General features: G+C 55.4%; 19 protein-coding genes and 1 pseudogene. 7 read left to right on the forward strand and 13 right to left on the reverse strand.

Annotated features, from left to right (window positions below):
• The 7 genes and pseudogenes from B3V69_RS00300 to B3V69_RS00330 all read right to left on the reverse strand — a co-directional run.
• Positions 1-473, reverse strand: a pseudogene (locus B3V69_RS00300) (hypothetical protein); the annotation flags it as partial.
• A gap of 125 nt (positions 474-598) precedes the next feature.
• The gene (locus tag B3V69_RS00305; protein WP_296442714.1) at positions 599-2668 is read right to left on the reverse strand and encodes a hypothetical protein; all 2070 of its coding nucleotides are present in this window, start codon (positions 2666-2668) and stop codon (positions 599-601) included.
• On the reverse strand, positions 2662-4617 hold the full coding sequence (locus tag B3V69_RS00310; RefSeq protein ID WP_296442716.1) for a large ATP-binding protein: 1956 nt from the start codon (positions 4615-4617) through the stop codon (positions 2662-2664). The genes B3V69_RS00305 and B3V69_RS00310 overlap by 7 nt, the downstream gene beginning before the upstream one ends.
• 10 nt (positions 4618-4627) lie before the next feature.
• Positions 4628-5260, reverse strand: a complete 633-nt coding sequence (locus B3V69_RS00315; protein ID WP_296442717.1) for a hypothetical protein — start codon at positions 5258-5260, stop codon at positions 4628-4630.
• Positions 5257-6171, reverse strand: coding sequence for an AbiJ-NTD4 domain-containing protein (locus B3V69_RS00320; protein WP_296442719.1), 915 nt, complete (start codon positions 6169-6171; stop codon positions 5257-5259). Before B3V69_RS00320 ends, B3V69_RS00315 begins: the two co-directional genes overlap by 4 nt.
• The gene (locus B3V69_RS00325) at positions 6168-7244 is read right to left on the reverse strand and encodes a nucleotidyl transferase AbiEii/AbiGii toxin family protein (protein ID WP_296442721.1); all 1077 of its coding nucleotides are present in this window, start codon (positions 7242-7244) and stop codon (positions 6168-6170) included. The genes B3V69_RS00320 and B3V69_RS00325 overlap by 4 nt, the downstream gene beginning before the upstream one ends.
• On the reverse strand, positions 7241-7960 hold the full coding sequence (locus tag B3V69_RS00330) for a DUF6088 family protein (RefSeq protein WP_296442722.1): 720 nt from the start codon (positions 7958-7960) through the stop codon (positions 7241-7243). Before B3V69_RS00330 ends, B3V69_RS00325 begins: the two co-directional genes overlap by 4 nt.
• 614 nt (positions 7961-8574) lie before the next feature.
• On the opposite strand from B3V69_RS00330, the gene B3V69_RS00335 reads away from it, so the two are divergent.
• From B3V69_RS00335 to B3V69_RS00345, 3 genes are read left to right on the forward strand one after another with little or no spacing between them, the layout of a single operon-like run.
• Positions 8575-9567, forward strand: a complete 993-nt coding sequence (locus B3V69_RS00335) for a hypothetical protein (protein ID WP_296442724.1) — start codon at positions 8575-8577, stop codon at positions 9565-9567.
• Positions 9567-10691 carry a hypothetical protein gene (locus B3V69_RS00340; RefSeq protein ID WP_296442725.1) on the forward strand — a complete coding sequence of 375 codons (1125 nt, stop codon included), beginning with the start codon at positions 9567-9569 and terminating at the stop codon, positions 10689-10691. The genes B3V69_RS00335 and B3V69_RS00340 overlap by 1 nt, the downstream gene beginning before the upstream one ends.
• Positions 10692-10693: 2 nt before the next feature.
• Entirely contained in the window at positions 10694-11386 is a 693-nt protein-coding gene (locus tag B3V69_RS00345; RefSeq protein WP_296442727.1) for a hypothetical protein, read from the forward strand.
• Between the two features lie 231 nt (positions 11387-11617).
• On the opposite strand, the gene B3V69_RS00350 is transcribed toward B3V69_RS00345, so the two are convergent.
• From B3V69_RS00350 to icd, 4 genes are all read right to left on the reverse strand, one after another.
• Positions 11618-11950 carry a helix-turn-helix domain-containing protein gene (locus B3V69_RS00350; protein WP_296442730.1) on the reverse strand — a complete coding sequence of 111 codons (333 nt, stop codon included), beginning with the start codon at positions 11948-11950 and terminating at the stop codon, positions 11618-11620.
• A complete protein-coding gene (locus B3V69_RS00355; RefSeq protein WP_296442731.1) occupies positions 11947-12300 on the reverse strand; it encodes a type II toxin-antitoxin system RelE/ParE family toxin in 354 nt (117 codons plus the stop codon). Before B3V69_RS00355 ends, B3V69_RS00350 begins: the two co-directional genes overlap by 4 nt.
• A 78-nt stretch (positions 12301-12378) precedes the next feature.
• On the reverse strand, positions 12379-13662 hold the full coding sequence (locus B3V69_RS00360) for a tyrosine-type recombinase/integrase (protein ID WP_296442734.1): 1284 nt from the start codon (positions 13660-13662) through the stop codon (positions 12379-12381).
• A gap of 196 nt (positions 13663-13858) precedes the next feature.
• Complete coding sequence (icd, locus tag B3V69_RS00365; RefSeq protein WP_296442736.1) at positions 13859-15112, reverse strand: NADP-dependent isocitrate dehydrogenase; 1254 nt, start codon at positions 15110-15112, stop codon at positions 13859-13861.
• Between the two features lie 212 nt (positions 15113-15324).
• Here icd and B3V69_RS00370 point away from each other — a divergent pair, with 212 nt between their 5' ends.
• Positions 15325-15705, forward strand: coding sequence for a hypothetical protein (locus tag B3V69_RS00370; protein WP_296442738.1), 381 nt, complete (start codon positions 15325-15327; stop codon positions 15703-15705).
• 111 nt (positions 15706-15816) lie between these two features.
• Complete coding sequence (locus B3V69_RS00375; protein ID WP_296442741.1) at positions 15817-16269, forward strand: DUF192 domain-containing protein; 453 nt, start codon at positions 15817-15819, stop codon at positions 16267-16269.
• A 104-nt stretch (positions 16270-16373) separates the two neighbouring features.
• On the opposite strand, the gene B3V69_RS00380 is transcribed toward B3V69_RS00375, so the two are convergent.
• The gene (locus B3V69_RS00380; protein WP_296442762.1) at positions 16374-16955 is read right to left on the reverse strand and encodes a Fe-Mn family superoxide dismutase; all 582 of its coding nucleotides are present in this window, start codon (positions 16953-16955) and stop codon (positions 16374-16376) included.
• Between the two features lie 50 nt (positions 16956-17005).
• Positions 17006-18352 carry an exodeoxyribonuclease VII large subunit gene (gene xseA, locus B3V69_RS00385; protein WP_296442743.1) on the reverse strand — a complete coding sequence of 449 codons (1347 nt, stop codon included), beginning with the start codon at positions 18350-18352 and terminating at the stop codon, positions 17006-17008.
• Between the two features lie 348 nt (positions 18353-18700).
• On the opposite strand from xseA, the gene B3V69_RS00390 reads away from it, so the two are divergent.
• Together B3V69_RS00390 and B3V69_RS00395 are read left to right on the forward strand one after the other, a co-directional pair.
• Complete coding sequence (locus B3V69_RS00390) at positions 18701-19330, forward strand: MotA/TolQ/ExbB proton channel family protein (RefSeq protein ID WP_296442745.1); 630 nt, start codon at positions 18701-18703, stop codon at positions 19328-19330.
• A gap of 22 nt (positions 19331-19352) precedes the next feature.
• Positions 19353-19696 (forward strand): ExbD/TolR family protein (locus tag B3V69_RS00395; protein WP_296442747.1); only part of this gene is annotated, 344 nt, incomplete at its 3' end.

Below are 19696 nucleotides of genomic sequence, written 5' to 3' on the forward strand. Positions count from 1 at the left end.
GCGGGGTCAATAGACCGCTTACGCCCCACCTTCGGCGCAGTATATGCAAACTCGTATCGCGACAAGCGCGCCCCACCTCGCGCGAGTCGTGAAAATTGCCCGTGCACCGTTGCACGGGTCACCGATCGAAGTAAGGAAACGCCAGTGACTTTCTCATCAAGTGATCGTTGGAACTGCTCCTGGTCGAGTGCCACGTCCCGCAAGCCTCGCAAGACTTGATCCCTCAGTTCAGGACCCAGTTCGTTGAGTTTTTCGTAGTAACTGTCGTCCTGCCCTAGAGAAAAAAACTCCTCGTCAAGCTGGTCAAACTGCTCGGGTATATCCGATCGCCGTTGCCCTTCCCTCATCCCAAACTGTCCAATTTTTACTCCGCCAGCAACGAAGTCGTTGCCTTCCGCGTCGTACACGACCAGCGAGTACATTGTGCTGTAGGTGAACCAGTCATCCCAGTTGTCAGTTTGCAAAAATGCCATCATTCGAGATCCGGCAGGGGCTCGCCTTCCGTGGGGAAGTACAGTGAAAAACATCGGTTATGAACTCCCTTAAAATCGCTTTATTCTCACTGGCGTCGGCACGCGTGATAGTTTCCACATAGCGCTCAACCTTGACGTTGCCCGAGAGTCTCAGGAGCCTTTTCCCTCTTGGTCGATATTCGCGCCGGCTTGGTAGCTACGTCGGAGGACTTTGCGATCCTGCTAATCTCGCTGGGCAGGTAGCGTCGGCCCGGCACCTTGACGATCACAACCTGCCGCGGCTCCGTTTCACCTGTTCTTTGTATGGAGCGGCATTGCACAAGAGAACGAATATGAGGTGTACCTTCCAACTTCGGTCCTGTGAGGTCAAGGACCAACAGGAAACCCAATCGAATGCTTACATTTTGGTAGTCGATAGCCTGTCCCGCGTAGTTCTTCGCCAGAGCGTCAAACGATGCATCTTGCACTTCACGTTTGATTTCAATCACGATGCGCTCTCCAGTAGTCTTGAGCGCCACGTCGGCACGTCCGCTTCCAAGATTGGTAGGCTCCATCTCGCCCGATGCAGATTGGGTACTCAGCCAGCGGAAGTAGTCGTCTTGTAGTGCGCTTTCCGGCGCCAAGCTACCATCAGTTGTTTCGAAAAGATAGGCCACGGAGGGATCATCCTTCTTGGTCATTTCAAGGCGGTTCTTGAGAAATCGAACCGTCCACAGCAAGACGGTATCAAACAACTTTGCACCGCGGAGATTGCCACGATGATCCGGATGAAGCTCAACCAAAGAACGACACTGGTCAAAGATGTCGATCTCCGCGACGCTGAGGTTCTCAAGACTGGTAGCAAATGCGTTCGCAACTAATTCTCGCACCCTGCGTTTGGTGTCTTCGCTGCAATGGGCTTGCGAAAGTACGGCAGCGACCGGCGCCCAAACGGTGACTGCCTCAGTGGGGTTTCGCGGTACCGCCGTACCATCTGACATCAATCGTTCGATGCCGCTCAAGATGGCATCGACTTCGGGTACCCGTTCGTGTTCACGGTTCTGTTTCAGCCAGCACTTTAAATGATAGGCCTGCCCCTCGCGTTGCGCTATAGAGGTCTCGATCCTCGGGCGAAGGAAGGTCTCCAGATATCCGTCGTGACTCCGTTTCAGGACGGTTCGCCCCGCGCTGTAAGCAGCAAGCACCTGACATTCGATCACAACCTTGGGCTCCCACCAGCTAACCTGTTCCAGGCTGCCTGCAAGAGACGCGACCGTTCCGGCAAGATCGTTCCAGCATGCAGCTTGAACATGCCGGGCCCCTAACCATGCAGGCGAATTTGGATCGGCATGCCACGCAAGCAGTTCAAAGGCCGATTTCTGAATGGCTGCGCTGCGCGCTCTCAGCTCAACATCAGTCTTGTGCGCGTCGAAGTCCGTCAATAATGTGAGACATTCCCCATACAGCGACGCCTCCGGCGCCGCTTCTTTCATTGATTCAGCCTTCTTGAACCAATGCAACGAATCCAGAAAGAAGGAGGTCGCCGCTTCTTTCTGCGGTTCATCGAGCGCCGATGCCAGGCCTGCCATCCCCAACTCAAAGCTGGCTTCGTAGGCCGCCTCCTGACATTCGGAAAGGGCGCGCAGCCTATCAACCAGTTCCGCTTCGCGCCAGTGAGAGTGGGCTATCCCGATGATCTTCGCGGCATGGCGAAGAAAATGCGACTCGTCAGAGACTTGAATGCCGAGCAAGGCATCGAGCAGGCGAAGCTGCCGTCGACGATCGAACATGGCCAGGCGAAATGCACCTTCAAGTGCTGCTGCGCGCGCATAGCCAGTAAGAGTACCTGAGGTGTCGCCTGCCTTTTGCAAGAACGCTGCGAAAACATCACCAGCAGTTCCATCAGGTAGCTTCTGACAGGCGTCCAGAGCGTCGACCATCTCCATCAGTACAACGTCGCTCGTGGCACCTTGCACTAAGCTACCGATGAGATCTTTCCACAGGTGCGCATCGTCGACAAATGTGTTGCCCAAATCTCGCAGGACCGCGCACAGAATCTCGCCAGCAATGGGAGATGTCGTCAACGACGGGGTCGCCTGAACAATCGCGTCGAAGCCGCCTAGGTCGTCAACGTGCGGTGTCTTGCCTTCGCTCAGCAACGCACGTAGCGTAACTTCCACCGGGTGCAGTTGAGGCCAGGGGTCGGCGGCTACCACAGGTAGCCTCCATTGGAGGCTTCTCTGCGATGGCTGGGAGGGATGTGATCGCTCATCGCTTTCGAGGCCATGCCCGCAACGAAGACCTGAAGATGAGGAAGCTCCTCACGAACAGTCTTCAAACCCGAAAGCAGTTCTCGAAGATCCTCAGGAGCAACTTCTTGGGCGGCAGGAGAGTCAATCATGATCAGGCCTGGGTGTCTTCCAACGCCTCTTCGCTCCCCCACCTGAATCATGGCAAGGACCGTGGCGACCTTCAAGCGGAGGCGTTCGCCTTTAGTGACCTTGCTAAACGATGTGTCGGCGCCACCTTTCTCCAGTAGCAAACTCGCATTCCCGCGTAGCTTGGCCTTCGACAGGCTGTGCATTCCGAAGCGCTGGGCAAAGTGAAGAAGGCTGATGGAGACCTCTTCGAGAAACTCGTCGCGGACAGCTTTCGATAGTGATTCCGTCTCGCTGACAATGGCTTTGAGCACAATGGCTTCATCGTCCGCGACATCATCCGTGCCGGGGTCAAAGCCTGCCTCTTCGAGGCGACCTTCGAGGACCGCGATCTCGTTGACCAGAAGCTTCCGGGCTTCAAACGAGCCAAGCTGCATCGTCAACGCTTCGCTCTTGGTTTGGATGCTTACCAGATCTGCTTGCAAGGTAACCAGGTTTTCATCTGCCAACTTGCGATTCTTCTCGGCCTTGTCGAGTGCCGCCTTCGACGCCTTGACGCTCTCCTCCAGCTCCTTTTTCAGGATATCCGCATCCTCGCTGGTCGAAATGCTCTCTCCACATACCGAACAAGAATGGCTGAGCGCTTCCTTCTTCTTTCGCGCCAGGTCGATCTCATGATCACAACGCGGGCAGCAGGTCGGGTCGAGCAAACGAAAGATCGAACCAGCCGCGGTCGAATCCTTGTGAGCTTGCAGTTCCCGACGATCCTGTAGGTTGGCGGCACTTGCTTGCTGCTCAGCGAGCGTCTCGCGATCAAGGCGTTCCTGCATCGCCTTCTCCCTGCGTTTGGCTTCTGAGTACCTGCCGCTCAGCACCGATAGTGAAGCCTGGATAGCCTCGTCCGAGGGTTGCGCATCCAATGCTCCACGCTTCTCGACGAGCAACGCCTCTATCTCTTTGACGCGGGTCTGCTTGGCTCGCACACCCTGGTTGCGTCGACGGACCTCCAGTTCATTACCTGACTCGACGAGTTTCTGGGCAGCCGACGCCGAGGCCAGTGTCGAGACCCATGGAACCCCCAAATACATCTGCATGAGGCGCGCCTGCGTTCCCGTGGTAGCCGGCAAATCGCCCAGCACTACGTCGTAGTTCGTGCCGATGAACATTGCCCCCGACAATGCTGGCCAGCCATGAATGACCGCATGGCCGGCCTTTTCTTCGGAATCGCTTTCTCGCCACGTCGCAAGGCCTTCCATCGAAAACGCACGCAGAAAAAAGTCTGACATGACCATTTCGAACTGCTTTTCGCTGCTGAAAGAGGCGAGCACCGTAGCGTTCGCTGATGTCGATGATCGTCGACTGAGCGCGCCGTTGGCACCATTTCGGCAGTCGATTCGCACCTCGTGTTCGAGCCCATCGAGATCGAATCGCAAGCAGGCGTTGTGTATCCAAGCCTTGACGTCATCCTGAAGATTTGGGGAAGGTCTCCCGCGCACCAGCCAGCGAACGACTTCTATGACCGACGACTTCCCCCGCAGGTTTCGGTCCGTCATCATTCCCCAGAGTCCTTCGCTGAGGTCTTGCCAATCGAATGCGTACGATCCGTCGTCCTCCACCCCTTGCTTCACTCCGCCGAAAGAAATACTCAGCAGTTTCATCCTGCGCGGAGCAGGCAAGACCGGGGTTGGCACGATATGTCGCGCGGTCAGCACCGACTCCACGCGACTCGTATCAACCTTAGCTCGACTGGCTATGGCGTCCAGCCACTCCATGCTCTCTTTGGCCATGTATCCTCCTTCAGGCGGCTTGTTTAAGTTGATCCAGTCTTCTTTGCACCTCCGACCCGATAGGAGGAATGATTCCACCAAGCTGGGTTTGGGCATAAGTTGCCTGCTCGTATTGCTTTTCCTTGAGAGCGCCACCACCACGTGTACCGGCGATGTCCGCGACCAAGGCTGACCGGTGGGCATACCATTCAAGAATCGGTTCCTGTACAACGGCACTCGAACAAACATTCACCCCACGGACTGTCAGGATGAAGTCGGTTTCGTGAACCTTTATTTTTCCTTTGATCCCGGTAATGCGCACCAAGTCGCGTGATCGAAGCAAGGAAAGCGCATCATCAAGGCGTTCATAGGCTCCAAACAGGTAGCGGATCATTGGAACGCGCCGCAGATCGGGTTCGTCGCTCTCGAAGATCGCCTCAGCAGCTTGGCGCTGATTGACGTTGCCTGTGGCCTCGTAGGCGTCCAGCAACTCGCTCGCCAAGTAGTCCGGATTGCGCATCCAGAAGTCGAATGCATGCAATCGCGCTTCACCTCTGAAAATTTTTGCAACCGTGGCGTCATCCGGGTCGGTCAATGACACGCCGCCGGCATTCAGGATGAAAAGTATCCGGATCGCGTCACGGTGCGGCGTACGAGCGTTCATACGTTCTCCCTTTTTCTCAACATCAGTTGGATCATCGCGAACAATCGGTGGAAAAGGTAGTCAACGTGGTCGATGTCAATGACCGGCACCTGAGTGACCTCCGAGTGACGAATCAGGTGGCTGTTTCCAATGGAGTTCAACTCCATCGCCTCCGACTCTAGCCTTGCCCGCAGCGACGGCTCCGAAGTCGCTGCGTCCAGAATAATCTGGACCGACCTTTTCTTGTCGCCGGGGTCAGCGAGGGACTTAAGCCGCTCCCATGCGTCCCACAAGCGTTCCAACGCTTCGCGGCGTAACAATGGGTTGCGGTCAGAAAACTTCGCCCGGCATTCCTCCAGCATGTTGTCGAGCGTGCGGTCTCCGGTGTTAAATGCCGTTCGCTTCAGGTCATCGCCCAGCACCAACGGAAGCAATCGCACGAGACGACCTGTCGAAAGCATTTCGAATGCCACGCCATTGCGTGCAAAGATGCGGTTGACGGTCGCACGAAACTCTTCCTGCCCGACCTGTTGATCGAAACTCAGGTGGTGGTGATTGAAGAAGTCGTGGTACTTGCCGGGGATTGGCTTCGCTACCGAGGCATGGACAAACTCGATGAAGTCCAAAATCAGCAGAGTGTCAGGCGCGAACGGCTGACGCTGTGAGAAAAAGCCATCCTCCACCTCGCTCGTGGATTCAAGCGGCCACGCCAATCCCGGCATTTCCGCAATCACAGCCACAGCCAATGAATCGGAATCGCATCCGCAAATAGCCTGCCCATCTGGGCAACGCTCGGGGAACCGAAACCCAAAGGCACCGCTATTGATTAATCCCTGCACCGTAGCGACCACGCCGGACCAGACAGTAGGAGAGATCACCTGATCAGTCCGTGCGCGTGGGCCGTTCTCTCGATCACTGAAATAGTCGCTCATCGATCCTCCCCTCGCACGGGCAATGCTGTGGCAGAACCGCTATTGACAATGTTGTTCAGAGCTTCGACGCTGGCAAGCACCGCCTCCAGCGAGGGCACATCACCAAAGATCATCCCTGCCATTGCCTCATAGTCTTTGACAAGGGCATCGCGCATGGCCGCAGTTGGTGTCAGCGTGTAGGTGCCGGGCCGGGCCGCATCCAATCCCAAATCAGAACTACCAAAAAACAGCCGCGCGTGATGGGCGCAGTCGATTGCCATGGCGCGATCCGTCTGCCATTCGAATGCTGAACGGGCCTGCATCAACTGGTGCACGTCGTAGTAATGGCGTGAAACGCGCTGGCCACCATGGCGGAGTTCGCCACGCCGGTCATGCCACTGACGCAAACCGTGCAGGATGATGATCTTGTCCCAGAACGTCCGCTCCGGCTTCACGGTCGTCACGTTGGTGGCTTGCAGTGTCAAATCATTCAGGTCTTGCGCCACATAGGGTATGACAGTTGCTGCGACATGCGGGTCCAGAGCTGACTTGGCACCTGCCTCGATCTTGACTGCGGAGCGGATGTAGTCGCCGGGTCTGGCCGTAACGGCCGGATACCAAAACAACAGGCTTTGCCCGTCTTTGTCGTCAGGATCTACCTCAAGGCGAAACCGTGCTTCGGGAATCACGGCCGCCGCGAGCTGGATGAACTGTTCCGCCAGTGGACCGTTGATGTAGGCCTGGCAGGCGTCGCGAATGGCGTCGAGCCGGGCACGTCGCTTCTTGCCACTGAGGGCATCGAGTTCAGCCACCCCAGCCGCTTGCCCAAGGTCATCACGGAATACCGTAATGTCGATATCCTCGGAGAACCGGGAGATCAGGCCAAAGGCTTTGGACAGCGAGGTGCCGCCTTTGAAAAGCAGCCGCGGCCCACCGACGTCCAGACCGTTGAACAGCGCGTCCAGGGTCCAGCAAACCCAGAAGTCTTTTTCAACATTCTGAACGGCAGTACCCAGACGGGCTGCCGTTCCCAGGAATAAATCGCGTCGCTCAGCATCGCTGGCGGTGATCACGGCATTGAAATCTTTATTCAACGGGATGCTTCCGTCTGGTTTACCGGGCGGCGGCGTGTGGGTGCCTTCGTGCGGTTGTGGGTACCTGTTTCCTTGATCGCTGTCGGCTGCGGGGTGCAGCCAGGCAGTTCACGGACCAAAGTTTGCATCCACGCAGGCAACACGCCAAAGCCGTCGAGCAGGTCCTGGCAGATGGCCAGACCATGCACTGGGTCGGCCAGCACCTGAGCCAATCGGCTCAGGATGCGGACACGGTCGGTGGCGAGCGTGTCCTTGAGCCAATACAGTGCTTGGACAACCCGCATTGCCGGTCGTCCAGCCCAGTAAAGGCGGCTTGGTGCCGTGAACTTGAACTCGATCACCAACTTGTCGAGCTGGATGGAGCGGCGCCGAGCGTCAGTGTGGATGGTGACGCGAGCAGGTACGGCATCCGTCAGACCGAGGTCATTGGCTGCTGTCATGCCATCCACCAGCATGCGCAACTGGTCGCGTCGGGCAATGGCATCCACGACGATCCGGTAGTCTGGCGTGGTAGGCCGCTTTGTCAGTCTGTTGACGGTTGGGCAGTCATACAGGCCCCGGTCTATGCGACGCAAGTCGCCCGCTTGCACCATGCGCTGCAGGGTTTTATCGATGGCATCGCGGGAACCGAGTTGTGCGAAATCAGTCGGCACCCAGACGTGGCCAGGGCCAGCGGCGGCAATCAGCGATGAGATGCGGATCTTGAGGTCGGACATGAAAATTCTTTAGTCCGATAATTGTGTACATTTTTCGGACATTTGGCAAATTTATTTTGCCCGAAGAATATATACGCATTTCAGTCAACTCTGTCGTCACCCTGTCACCGGTACGATACATCGAAGATGCAGATAGGGTTCCAATCCAATGGAGCCAGGTGAGGGGCACTATCCTATTCGCTGGAATTGTCAAATTTACTGTTCGGAAAATTTTGTAAATCGACAGCCAAGTAAAAGACAGTACGAGATCATCTCAGGCTTAAACACGAAAGCCCACAACGATCTATCGCTGTGGGCCGCGGAAGCTGGGTACATGGAGAACCATATACGTTGATGCAATGCTACTGAAAATGAATGAGACTGCCACCATCTTCGTTCACAGCCTCTGGGTGCGATTCCAGTTTTCACCGCCCCAAAGGCGCGATCAATGGCTCAGGACATCCCGTATCGACGCATGAAATCCCAGTCACAGCCGGGTATCCAGACGGGGGTTGAAATGAAACACGGGCCGCGAGGGTCCGTGTTTGCTTACTTTCTGGCGGAGTGGCAAAGATATACTGAAAAGGTAAGTTCCAGTAATAACAAAGCAACGGGTTAATCAACAGGGAGAGCAAATGTCAGCGGAGAATGAGAATACTGCAAAACTTGCTGAAATCGCAGCAACTGACCTATTCAGTGAGTTCTTTTGGGAGCGCACGGGTCCGACAAACCACGACTGGCCTTGCGAGGATCAAGAACGGCACGATGTAAAGACCCATCCATGCGATGTGGTCTATTACTATGACGAGCCTTACGCTCCAGTCAGAACTTACGTTCATTGCGACCTAAAGAGTTATGCCAAGGGAACTATTCGTCCTGTTTCAACGAAAGCGGCTGTGGAGAGTCTCGCAAAACAAGTCGCTTGCGCTGACAAAAGCGACCGCTGGCGGGAATTGCATGGGCATGACCACGTAACTGCTTCGATTTGCGGTCTGTTGTTTGTATATAACCATGATGGCGAATATGAGGCAGACTTTCAGAAGAATCTTATCGGAATTAACCCTGAATCATTGCATCTGCCCAAGGGCGCAAAGCTGTTTGTGTTGGGGCCAAAAGAAATCTTCTGGCTGGATAATATTCGTGACGAGGTTCAAAGAATGCGGGGTAAGCGGCCCGCAGAACTTCCTTCGCACGAATTCTGCTCTTATTTTCACCCGCAACTGATTCGGCGTGCGAATCTCCAGGCGCGAACCGCCAAGGCCGCAACGCTCGAAATGCTTACTTCCCCAATCATAATTTTGGAGCATCGAGATCCTAAAGGGAGCGCGAAGCGTGGAGTTGTCGTCTTCTATTCCCGAAAGGGCGAGACAGCCGACGAGTTCATGTATCTGATTGATACTCTTCGAAAGTATGAGCTACTGGACGACAACACTGCTGTCACGATCAAAACGCTGGGGGCTTCGTTGATTTCATCGCCAACATTTCAGCGAGCGCAACAGCAGTACATCGAAGGCCTCAACGGTGATGCTATAAAGACTGATCTGGCTGGATACGTGAATGCGATCAAGTATGAGCCGATGAATAAGGTCAAGAGCACTTATTCGGCAATCGATTTGGGGACATGGTAATGGCTGAGTTTCTCGATCACCTTAGTGCCAACGACAATGACATTTACGATTTGCTCATTTCTGGCAAGCAGCGACTGACGGCATCGGTACTCCGTGAACTTGCACGGGATAGAGGCATTTTCTATTCTCCCGAAGACACCCGAGAAGAGTTGGCTGATCGGCTGTCTCTCCTGCCGCACGATTTCCACGATATCGCTGGCATCGTTCAGAAGCGGGAACCGGCCCATCGACGTGAAAAGACCACCTTTATTCGGTTAGGGGTGCAGCTCTCTGTTGAGGAGATGAAGGAGGCTGCGACAGCCTATGCTGAGGCCGTCGGCATCAACGAGACCGTCACGCACCGACCGAAGGGTGGAACGGGCTATTCAGTCAGCATTACCTACGAGGAATTCAATCACACGCGCACTAGACTGCTTCAGCGTGAGCGTCACGAAGCTGGTATCGACTTCTCAGTGGAGAAAGGTCAGACAGTGATTAGACTCCCCGCGACCGACAAGGCAAAGCGAGTTGTTGCGGCCATCAAAGAAACTGTGGAGCAGAAGCGCAAAGAAAAGATCGTTGAGGAAACGATTGAACTGACCGGTCTCACCACACCGGCGTTGCGGTCAAAGTTCTTCACCCGACTGATTTCGTCGCTGCCGGGATACAAGCTCAAAAATGTGATGAATTTGAAAGTTTCTTCATTGCAAACTAAGGACGAGGAAGACAGTCTTGATTTGGAAGACGATTTGGAGGACGGGGCTGCCAGAGAAATGTTTGCTGCCGTCGTTCACAGTATGGCTTTGTCAGGCCAGAATCTTGTTCAATCGCAGGAATACAAAGACCTGACGGCGCGAGGCTTCTTCATTACGGCGATCACATGGCGGTCAGAACATGAGCGTGAGCCCAATGACATCATTCAGTTTGACGCGGGGTTTGAAAATCGCAAGACCGGAACGGGCTTTCGTTATCAGGTTCAAGGCGCTTTTCGGGCGCATAAGGGTACACACAGGAAGTCCATTATTCACGTCACGGACTCAGAGAAAACTCAGCTCTTTTCTCTTATAGAGGACACCGCTAGAAAGGTGTTAGCTGACCTCTTGAAGGAAGCTGCCGATGAAGAGCCTGGTGATCCCAAGGAGTGACCATGAAAAGATTTCGCTGGTTCCAAGTTGAATGGCCCACTTCGATTCGGACGCTCGCTAAGCGAATCAAGTTACGCACTTTCGATGGAGAATCGGGGCATGGATTTTTCATTGACCGGGTGCGCGACGATTTTCTTGAAGCGCGCTACGTGGAGCGGGTTGAGTACACGGATGTCGTCGTCGATCCTTTTGGCAAGGAACTGACATTTGAGCGTGTCGAGTTTCGCCAGACTTTGTTTCGTGCATCGTCTTCTGCCCCGGGCCTTGAGTTGATAGATCCCCCTCGCAACGTGCAGGCGCTGATGAACCGGTTGTCTGAAGCGGTGGATTTTGAGGTGGCAATCACGCCTGCAATAGTCGATGTTTTGGCTTGGTCTGCAGTACTCCAGAACGTCGGCGGCGTGTCTTCGGTTGTTGACTCCTTGCAGATCGGTGCCCTGGAGATTGAGCATGGCATCGTCGCCAAGGTCGTCATCAGAGGGGACAGGGACGTGCGCGCGGCTTGCACGGCGCTCACCAACGATCGAAAATTTGCAGTGGAGAAGATTCAGCTTCGACTTGCAAGTCCGCACCGAGGAACTGTCGTGCTGTCTACGAGTGGGTCGGCTGCGTTGAGTTCTGAGGACTCTGTCGAGCAGCTGATACAGCCGTTGCGCATGGCATTGGCTGACGCAATGCGAGCCCAGAAACGGTAATCTTCTGGGACAGGTTGATATCTGGAAAGCGATCTCGAATGGTAGTTGCACCGTTTACGCATAACGCTGGAGGGGCGTAGCGGATGAGTGAACTGATCGGTATGGGCGTTACGGCATCCACCCTCTCCAGGCTCGAATGTGAGGGTGACTGCGACTGCGTACCACGGCACACCGAGCGCGGATCACCATCCGTCATCGAGCGATGCCGTAGAGCCAGCTTGTGGCGCACTTTTAGCCAATAGCCAACCGTACAGGCTTCCCCACACGACTCAACATATTGACCAGTGTGTCTATCGTGAACTTGCTAACCTTCATGTTCACCACGTCCGACACTCGCGGCCGTGAAACCATCAAAATTTCCGCTGCATCAGCCTGTTTCAAATGGTTGTCTGCGATCCATTTGGATAATTCAACCATCAATTGCGCTTTCAGCACCTTCGTGTCATTGATCTGCTGTTGCGATTCCATCTGGAGCCTATCAGCTTCATCAGGAGCAAATCCCAATTCACGAAACAGGTTCGCCCCGGGCTTCGTAACGTGACGGACTTTGATATCAATCGTCATTTCTTGGCCTTCCTTTCTCTCACAACGGCACGGTAGCGTGCCTCGGCGATGTCTTTGTCATGTTTGGTCGTCGCTTCCGTCTTTTTCTGGAAGCAATGCAGGACATACACAGCTTCTTCGAACTTCGCGACGTACATGACACGGTAAATACCCTGACTGTCTTTAATGCGGATTTCTTTCGTACCCGCGCCCACATCGTCAAACGGCTTCCAGTCCTCCGGCTCCAAGCCAGCTTGCACTTTACCCAACTGAAAACCAGCCCTTTTCCTGGTTTCGCTAGGAAACGCCAATAAATCCTCATATGAGGACCCTAGCCAGCGAATCTCTTTGTCTGCTTCATGGCGACTCATGGTAGACCCAACTGTACAAAATTTTATACCAAATAAAAATGTAACCCAAGGAGCACCGCCCTTCAACGCCTGCACCGATCAACTTTCTGTCCCTGCATACGACAAAGATGTTTGTCGTATTGTTTCTGCGGCCTTCCGCTGATCAACCGCACTTGTCGCGGCAAGCCGATCAATCTGATCGGCAAGGTATTGAAGAGCCCGGCGCCGCTCCTCTGGCAGTTCGTGATGATGGTAAGCCGCTGCGGTATGGTTTCGCTCCGCATGGGCAAGCAGCAGTTCGACAACTTCCCGACCAAACCCATGCTCTCGCAGGAGAGTCGCCGCAGTCCCCCGTGTGCCATGAGGGGAAAATTCCTCGACGCCAAAATCAAGGCGTTTGAAGAAATGATTCAGAGTGACATCGCCAAGAGGAACCGCCCCGCGCAACACCGATGGAAAAACATAACCCCGCGCCTCACCAATAGCCTTGAGAAACCTGAATATTTCGAGTGCCTGACTGGACAGGTACACCCGATGCGGCTGCTTCATCTTCATCCGACCGGCTGGGATATCCCAAACAGCCTTATCCAAGTCAATTTCATCCCACGTTGCGCGCAGAACCTCCGACTTTCGGCACATGCTATACATCAGCATCTTGGTTGCCGCAATGGTGACGAAATGAGCCCCCTGCTTTTCCACGGATCGCCAAAAGGCACCGAGTTCTGCCTCTTTCAGGTGCTTGTGATGTGCCGCAGCTGGCACTTCGATCACGCCGCGCAAAGGGAGCGCGGGATTGACCTCTACCAGCAGTTTCTGGATGGCGTAGTTGTAGACCTGTTGAATGATGATGCGCACCCCCTCCGCCGTATTGGGGGTGGCACGCCGCGCCTCGATGATGGCCAAAACATGCAGGGGTTTGACCGTATTCAATGCTTTTGCGCCAATCTCCGGCCAGACAAACCGCTCCAGTCGCGATTCAATCTGCGCTCGATAAGTCTTTGACTTTGTTTTCAGCCGCTCGGTGATCCACCGCCTTGAGAACGCCTCGAAATCATCATCGCCACCTTGCTTGGCTTTCAGATTTCGATCTTTACGCTCCTCCAGTTCCTTGCGCCGAAGTTCGGCAGGATCCTCTCCGCGTTCAACCATGGCCCGGCACTCGAAGTGGCGGTCCCGGGCGTCAGCGACACCAATCTCTGGAAATTTTCCGATCGATACCTCGCCTCGGGTACCTCCCAATTTGTACTGGTAGCGCCAACTCTTCGCGCCACTGGGAATGATGAGCAGGTACAGCCCACCGCCATCGGTCAGCTTGTAAGGCTTCGCCTGCGGCTTGGCATTGTTGATTCGGGTCGGAGAAAGGGTGTAGTTTGTGTGTCTCATGGTGTCCTAGCCAGTCCAAGTTACGTTCCTCACAAGTGAGGAATTTGAAGGCTTTCCTTACGGATTACCCTTACGATTGCCCTAACAAATGAAGGGATTTCGTGATTACGTATGGGACGAGCTAAAACAAAAGCCCTTGAATTTCACTAGGAAAATCAAGGGCTTACAGGACGTTATGAGACGTCGGGGGACAGGATCACATGTTGTCGATCATCACCTGACCGAAGCCAGAACAACTGACTTGCGTTGCGCCATCCATCAAACGGGCAAAGTCATAGGTTACCTTCTTGCTGTTGATGGATTTCTTCATGGAACTGATGATCAGATCCGCAGCTTCTGTCCAGCCCATGTGACGCAACATCATCTCCGCAGAGAGAATCTCGGAGCCGGGATTCACATAGTCTTTACCCGCGTACTTGGGCGCGGTGCCATGGGTCGCCTCAAAGCAGGCAATGGTGTCGCTCAGATTCGCGCCGGGCGCGATGCCAATACCGCCGACCTGGGCTGCCAATGCATCAGACACATAGTCGCCATTCAGGTTCAAGGTGGCAATCACGCTGTATTCGGCGGGACGCAGCAGGATTTGCTGCAAGAACGCGTCCGCAATACTGTCCTTGACGATGATGTCTTTGCCCGTTTTCGGGTTTTTGAATTTGCACCACGGTCCGCCGTCGATTAACTCGGCACCAAATTCTTTTTGCGCCAGTGCGTAAGCCCAATCACGGAAACCACCTTCGGTGTATTTCATGATGTTGCCTTTGTGGACAATGGTCAGGCTGGGCTTGTCATTGTCAATGGTGTACTGCAGCGCCTTGCGCACCAGACGCTCGGTACCTTCGCGCGAGACTGGCTTGATGCCGATACCCGAGGTGTTGGGGAAACGGATCTTCGTGACGCCCATTTCATCTTGCAGGAATTTGATGAGCTTCTTGGCCTTGTCGGACTCGGCTTCGAACTCGATGCCGGCATAAATGTCTTCCGAGTTTTCACGGAAGATCACCATATTGGTCTTCTGGGGCTCTTTCACGGGGCTGGGCACGCCGTCAAAGTACTGGATCGGACGCAGGCAAACATACAGGTCGAGTTCCTGGCGCATGGCCACATTCAGCGAACGAATGCCGCCACCCACGGGCGTCGTCAACGGGCCCTTGATGGACACCACGTAATCACGCAGGGCCTGCAGGGTTTCGGCTGGCAGCCAGACGTCGGGGCCGTAGACATTGGTAGACTTTTCACCGGCATAGACTTCCATCCAGTGAATCTTCTTCTTGCCGCTGTAAGCCTTGGCCACCGCCGCGTCAACCACCTTGAGCATCACCGGCGTGATGTCCAGACCAGTGCCATCGCCTTCAATGAACGGAATGATCGGTTGATCAGGCACATTCAGTGACAAGTCTGCGTTGACGGTAATTTTTTGGCCTTCTGAGGGCACCTTGATGTGCTGATACATGTAGCAGGATCTCCGTTAATTGGTTCAATTTACGCGATTGTTGATGCCGAAATCACCCGAAAACCGCTGATTTACGCTGGTCTGGAGGCATGTTTGAATTTTAGTCCCAAAAAATTACTGTTTTCTGTCAACCCAGGGCAAACCAACCCCGTTACGGACAGGCCTTCCAAAGTATGGAAGGAAATTTTTGAAATAACGTTATCTCAAGGAAATTGAAAATGAACAAACTTCTCGCCGCTTTGGTTGCTGGTCTTTTCGCTGCTGGCGCTTTCGCTGCTGACGCTCCTGCAACTGCTGCTGCCAAAGCCGCTGCACCCGCTGCTGCCGCTGCTGCTGCACCTGCTGCTGCCGCTGCCGCTGCACCTGCCGCCGCCGCCGCTGCTGCACCTGCTGCTGCTAAAGCCGAAGCTAAATCCGAAGCCAAGGTAGATGCCAAGGCTGCCAAAGCTGAAAAAGCCGCTGCCGCCAAGGCTGCCAAAGCTGAAAAAGCCGCTGCTGCCAAGGCTGCCAAAGCTGAAAAAGCTGCTGCCAAGAAGGCCGCTGCTGCTGACAAGGCTCCTGCTGCCAAGGCTGCTGCTTCTGCTGCCAAGTAAGAAGCAACCAGGACGGCGAGAAGCAATTCTTGTCGTCTTGCTAGAAATGCCCGCTTACGCGGGCATTTTTTTATTGCGCAATCCCTTTGATAGTTGCGTCAGAATCAAGCCATGAACTACATTGCAATCGGACTTTTCGGGTTGGCCGCCATTTTGGGCAACTCCACCCACGCGCAAAATGCGCCGCAGATGGATCTGCAGCGCATCAAAATCTCGGCAGGCATGCACTTGATCGACACCCAAGTGGCCACGTCCCCTGAGCAACACGCAACCGGGCTGATGTTTCGCAAGGAGATGCCGTCCTCGGAAGGCATGTTATTCGTCTTTCAACAAGCTAGCCAGCAGTGCTTCTGGATGAAAAACACCTTGCTGCCACTGACCGCCGCCTTTGTGGCGGACGACGGCACCATCGTCAATCTGGCCGACATGAAACCGCAAACCACCGATTCGCACTGCTCAGCGCGGCCGGTTCGTTATGTGCTGGAAATGAACCAGGGCTGGTTTGGGAAAAAAGGCATCAAGGCCGGGTTCAAGCTGGGTGGATATCCGTTTGAAACCCAATAAAGCTATATTTTTTATAGCGTACTACGTCCTATTTTAGAGGGCTAGAGGTCGAATTAATATAAAAAAAGCCACCGCAAAGGTGGCTTTTTCCATGGCAGCGAAATTCAGGCGAAGTTGGCTTCGGCAAAGCTCCAGTTCACCAGTTTTCCGAGGAAAGTTTCGACATATTTGGGGCGCAGATTGCGGTAGTCGATGTAGTAGGCATGCTCCCACACATCCACCGTCAACAGCGCCTTGTCGGCGGTCGTCAGCGGCGTACCGGCAGCGCCCATGTTGACGATGTCCACCGAGCCGTCCGCCTTCTTGACCAGCCAGGTCCAGCCGGAACCGAAGTTGCCCACGGCGGACTTCACGAAGGCTTCCTTGAACGCGGCATAAGTGCCCCACTTGGCGTTGATCGCGGCCGCCAGCGCGCCTGTTGGCTCGCCGCCACCGTTGGGCTTCATGCAGTTCCAGAAGAAAGTGTGATTCCAGATTTGTGCCGAGTTGTTGTAGATGCCGCCGGTGGACTTCTTGATGATGTCTTCCAGCGCCATGCTCTCGAACTCGGTGCCCTTTTGCAGGTTGTTGAGGTTCACCACGTAGGCATTGTGGTGCTTGCCATGGTGATACTCCAGCGTTTCCTGGGAGTAGTTCGGCGCCAGCGCGTCAATCGCGTAAGGCAGAGCAGGCAATGTATGTTCCATGAGGTCCTCGTCGGTTTGTTGTTCCAAGTCAATGATTGTAGAAACTTTTCTCAGTTTAGGTGAGCCACCGTCAAATCAAGGCCGCCGTCGGCAAGAGTAGCGCGCACTAACTGGCCAACCCGGGCTTGGCGCACGCTGGTGATGGTTTGCCCTTCGGGGCTGGTCAACCAGGCATAGCCGCGCTGCAACACCAGGCTGGGGTCCAACAAGCCCAGCCGCAGAGCAGCCCGTTCCAGTCGATCTTGCTTGCGTTGCAGTCCGCGGTGCACGGCGTCTGGCAAGGTCGGCTGCAGTCGTTGCAAGTCCTGTTCTTTTTGTTTCAAATAATGCAGTGACGAATATTGCAGACGGTGCGCGCTGGACGCCAGGCGCAAGTGTTGCCGACCGACGAACACCGACGGTCGTCCGAGCCGGGAGGCTGTCAAATCAAGCCGCTGGCTCTGCTGGTCAAGACACCGAAACACCGCATCCTGCAGGCGGCGTGCCGCACCGTCGGTCGCGCCCAGCCAGACCTCGCGCGGCTGAGCCACCAGCTCGGCCGCGGCCGTGGGGGTCGGTGCCCGCAGATCGGCGACAAAATCAGCCAGGGTGAAGTCGGTCTCATGCCCCACACCGCAAACGACGGGCACCGGACTTCGCGCCAGGGTGCGCACCAGCTGCTCGTCATTGAAAGCCCACAAATCTTCCATCGAGCCCCCCCCGCGCACCAGCAGGATGACGTCGATGATCGGCATAGCGTGACTCGCCTTCTTCCCCGGTTTCTTAGCCGAATCAGGCGCTAGCCCTCGTCCTTCTTGCGTAAGCAGATATAAATTTGATAGCGCCTGGGTCAACTCGGCGGGTGCATTGCTTCCTTGAACCGAGGCTGCGGCGACCACCACCGGGATGTGGGGCACGCGCCGCTGCAAGGCCGTCATCACGTCATGCAAGGCGGCCGCGCCGAGCGAGGTCACCACGCCAATGCCGCGCGGCATCACCGGTAGCGGGCGCTTGTCCGCCGCATCGAACAGGCCCTCGGCCTCCAGCTTGGCCTTGAGTTTGAGAAACTGCTCAAACAGCGCGCCCTGTCCGGCCCGGCTCATGCTTTCCACAATCAATTGCAGATCGCCGCGTGGCTCGTACACCCCCAAGCGACCGCGCACCTCGACCAGTTCGCCGTCGCGCGGCGAGAAATCCAGCAAACTGGCGGCCCGGCGAAACATGGCACATCGAATCTGCCCGCTTTCGTCCTTGAGGGAAAAATAACAATGCCCGCTGGACGCGCGCGAGAAGCCCGAAATCTCACCGCGCACGGCGACGGGATTGAACCTTGCATCCAGCGCATCAGCAATGGCGCGGCACAGCGCCCCAACTTGCCAGATGCGCGGCGTCAATACAGGTGATTTAAGCTCAGACATCAATAAAAACGGGGCTTCCGACAGGGTTGAGAAAGTGAACAGTCCACAGCGGCGTCCATTGACGGCGCCACTGCCAAGATCCGGTGATCGCTCGATAATCCATTGAATATCATTGATTCCATTGCATTTTTCACTGCCTCTTTTGTCATCGATCTGTCACAAGGCAAGGCCAGCGCGGCTTGGGAGCACTTCACAACCTACTTCTTCACAAAGTTATCCACAGATTTTGTGATGAAGTCGGGGTGAAGGGCCGGCAGCGAGGTTCTGGCCCAACGACGGTCTTCGCCTCGAAGGAAATAGATGCGTGGGCGATAATCGCCGGACATTTCATCTGCGCGGAGATTCCATTTGTTTTCAATCATACAAGCCGCGGGCTGGCCGATCTGGCCACTGGTTGCCTGCTCTATTCTGGCTCTGGCCCTTGTCATTGAGCGCTTTATCAGCCTCAGCACCTCCAAAATAGCGCCCCCAAAATTACTGGAAGAGGTGTTGAGTGTCTCGCGTACTGCGGTGCCCACGCCGGATGTGGTGACGCAATTGGAGCAGAACTCAGCATTGGGCGAGGTGCTGGCCAGTGGTTTTCGGGCCCTCAACAGCAACCCCCGCTGCAGTGAGGACGAGCTGCGTTCCTCCATGGAAGGGTCTGGCCGCTTGGTCGCGCACCGCTTGGAGCGCTATTTGAACGCGCTGGCCACCATCGCCTCGGCGGCGCCGCTGATGGGGCTGTTTGGCACCGTGGTCGGCATGATTGATATTTTTGGTTCGCAGTCTTCGGCCGGCAGCGCCACCGGTGGCAACCCGGCACAACTGGCGCATGGTATTTCTGTTGCGCTCTACAACACCGCTTTTGGCCTGATTGTGGCCATTCCGTCCCTGATTTTCTGGCGCTACTTTCGGGCCCGGGTCGACGAATACCTGCTGACGCTGGAATTGGCGTCTGAGCGCTTGGCGCGGCACCTCAACACCCTGCGCAAATGATGCACCCGCACAGAGGCCAAGCATGAATTTCCGACACCGCGTCCGGGACGAACCCGAGATCAACCTGATTCCGTTCATCGACGTGCTGCTGGTGGTGTTGATTTTTTTGATGCTGTCCACCACCTACAGCAAGTTCACCGAACTGCAACTCAAGCTGCCGGTCGCCGATACCGACGCGCAGCGGGACTACCCGAAAGAGGTGCTGGTGACGGTGACCAGCGAAGGGGCTTATACGGTCAACAATGTCCCCGTGGCGGGCCGCAGCTTGGATACCCTCGCGGCCGCCCTGCAGGCTGGCGCCAAGGCGGGCAAGGAATCGGTGGTGATCATCAACGCCGATGCCAGTGCCAAACATCAGGCCGTGAT

Origin of the sequence: Rhodoferax sp. UBA5149 (assembly GCF_002413825.1) — a bacterium.
In the GTDB taxonomy this organism is placed as follows: Bacteria; Pseudomonadota; Gammaproteobacteria; order Burkholderiales; family Burkholderiaceae_C; genus Rhodoferax.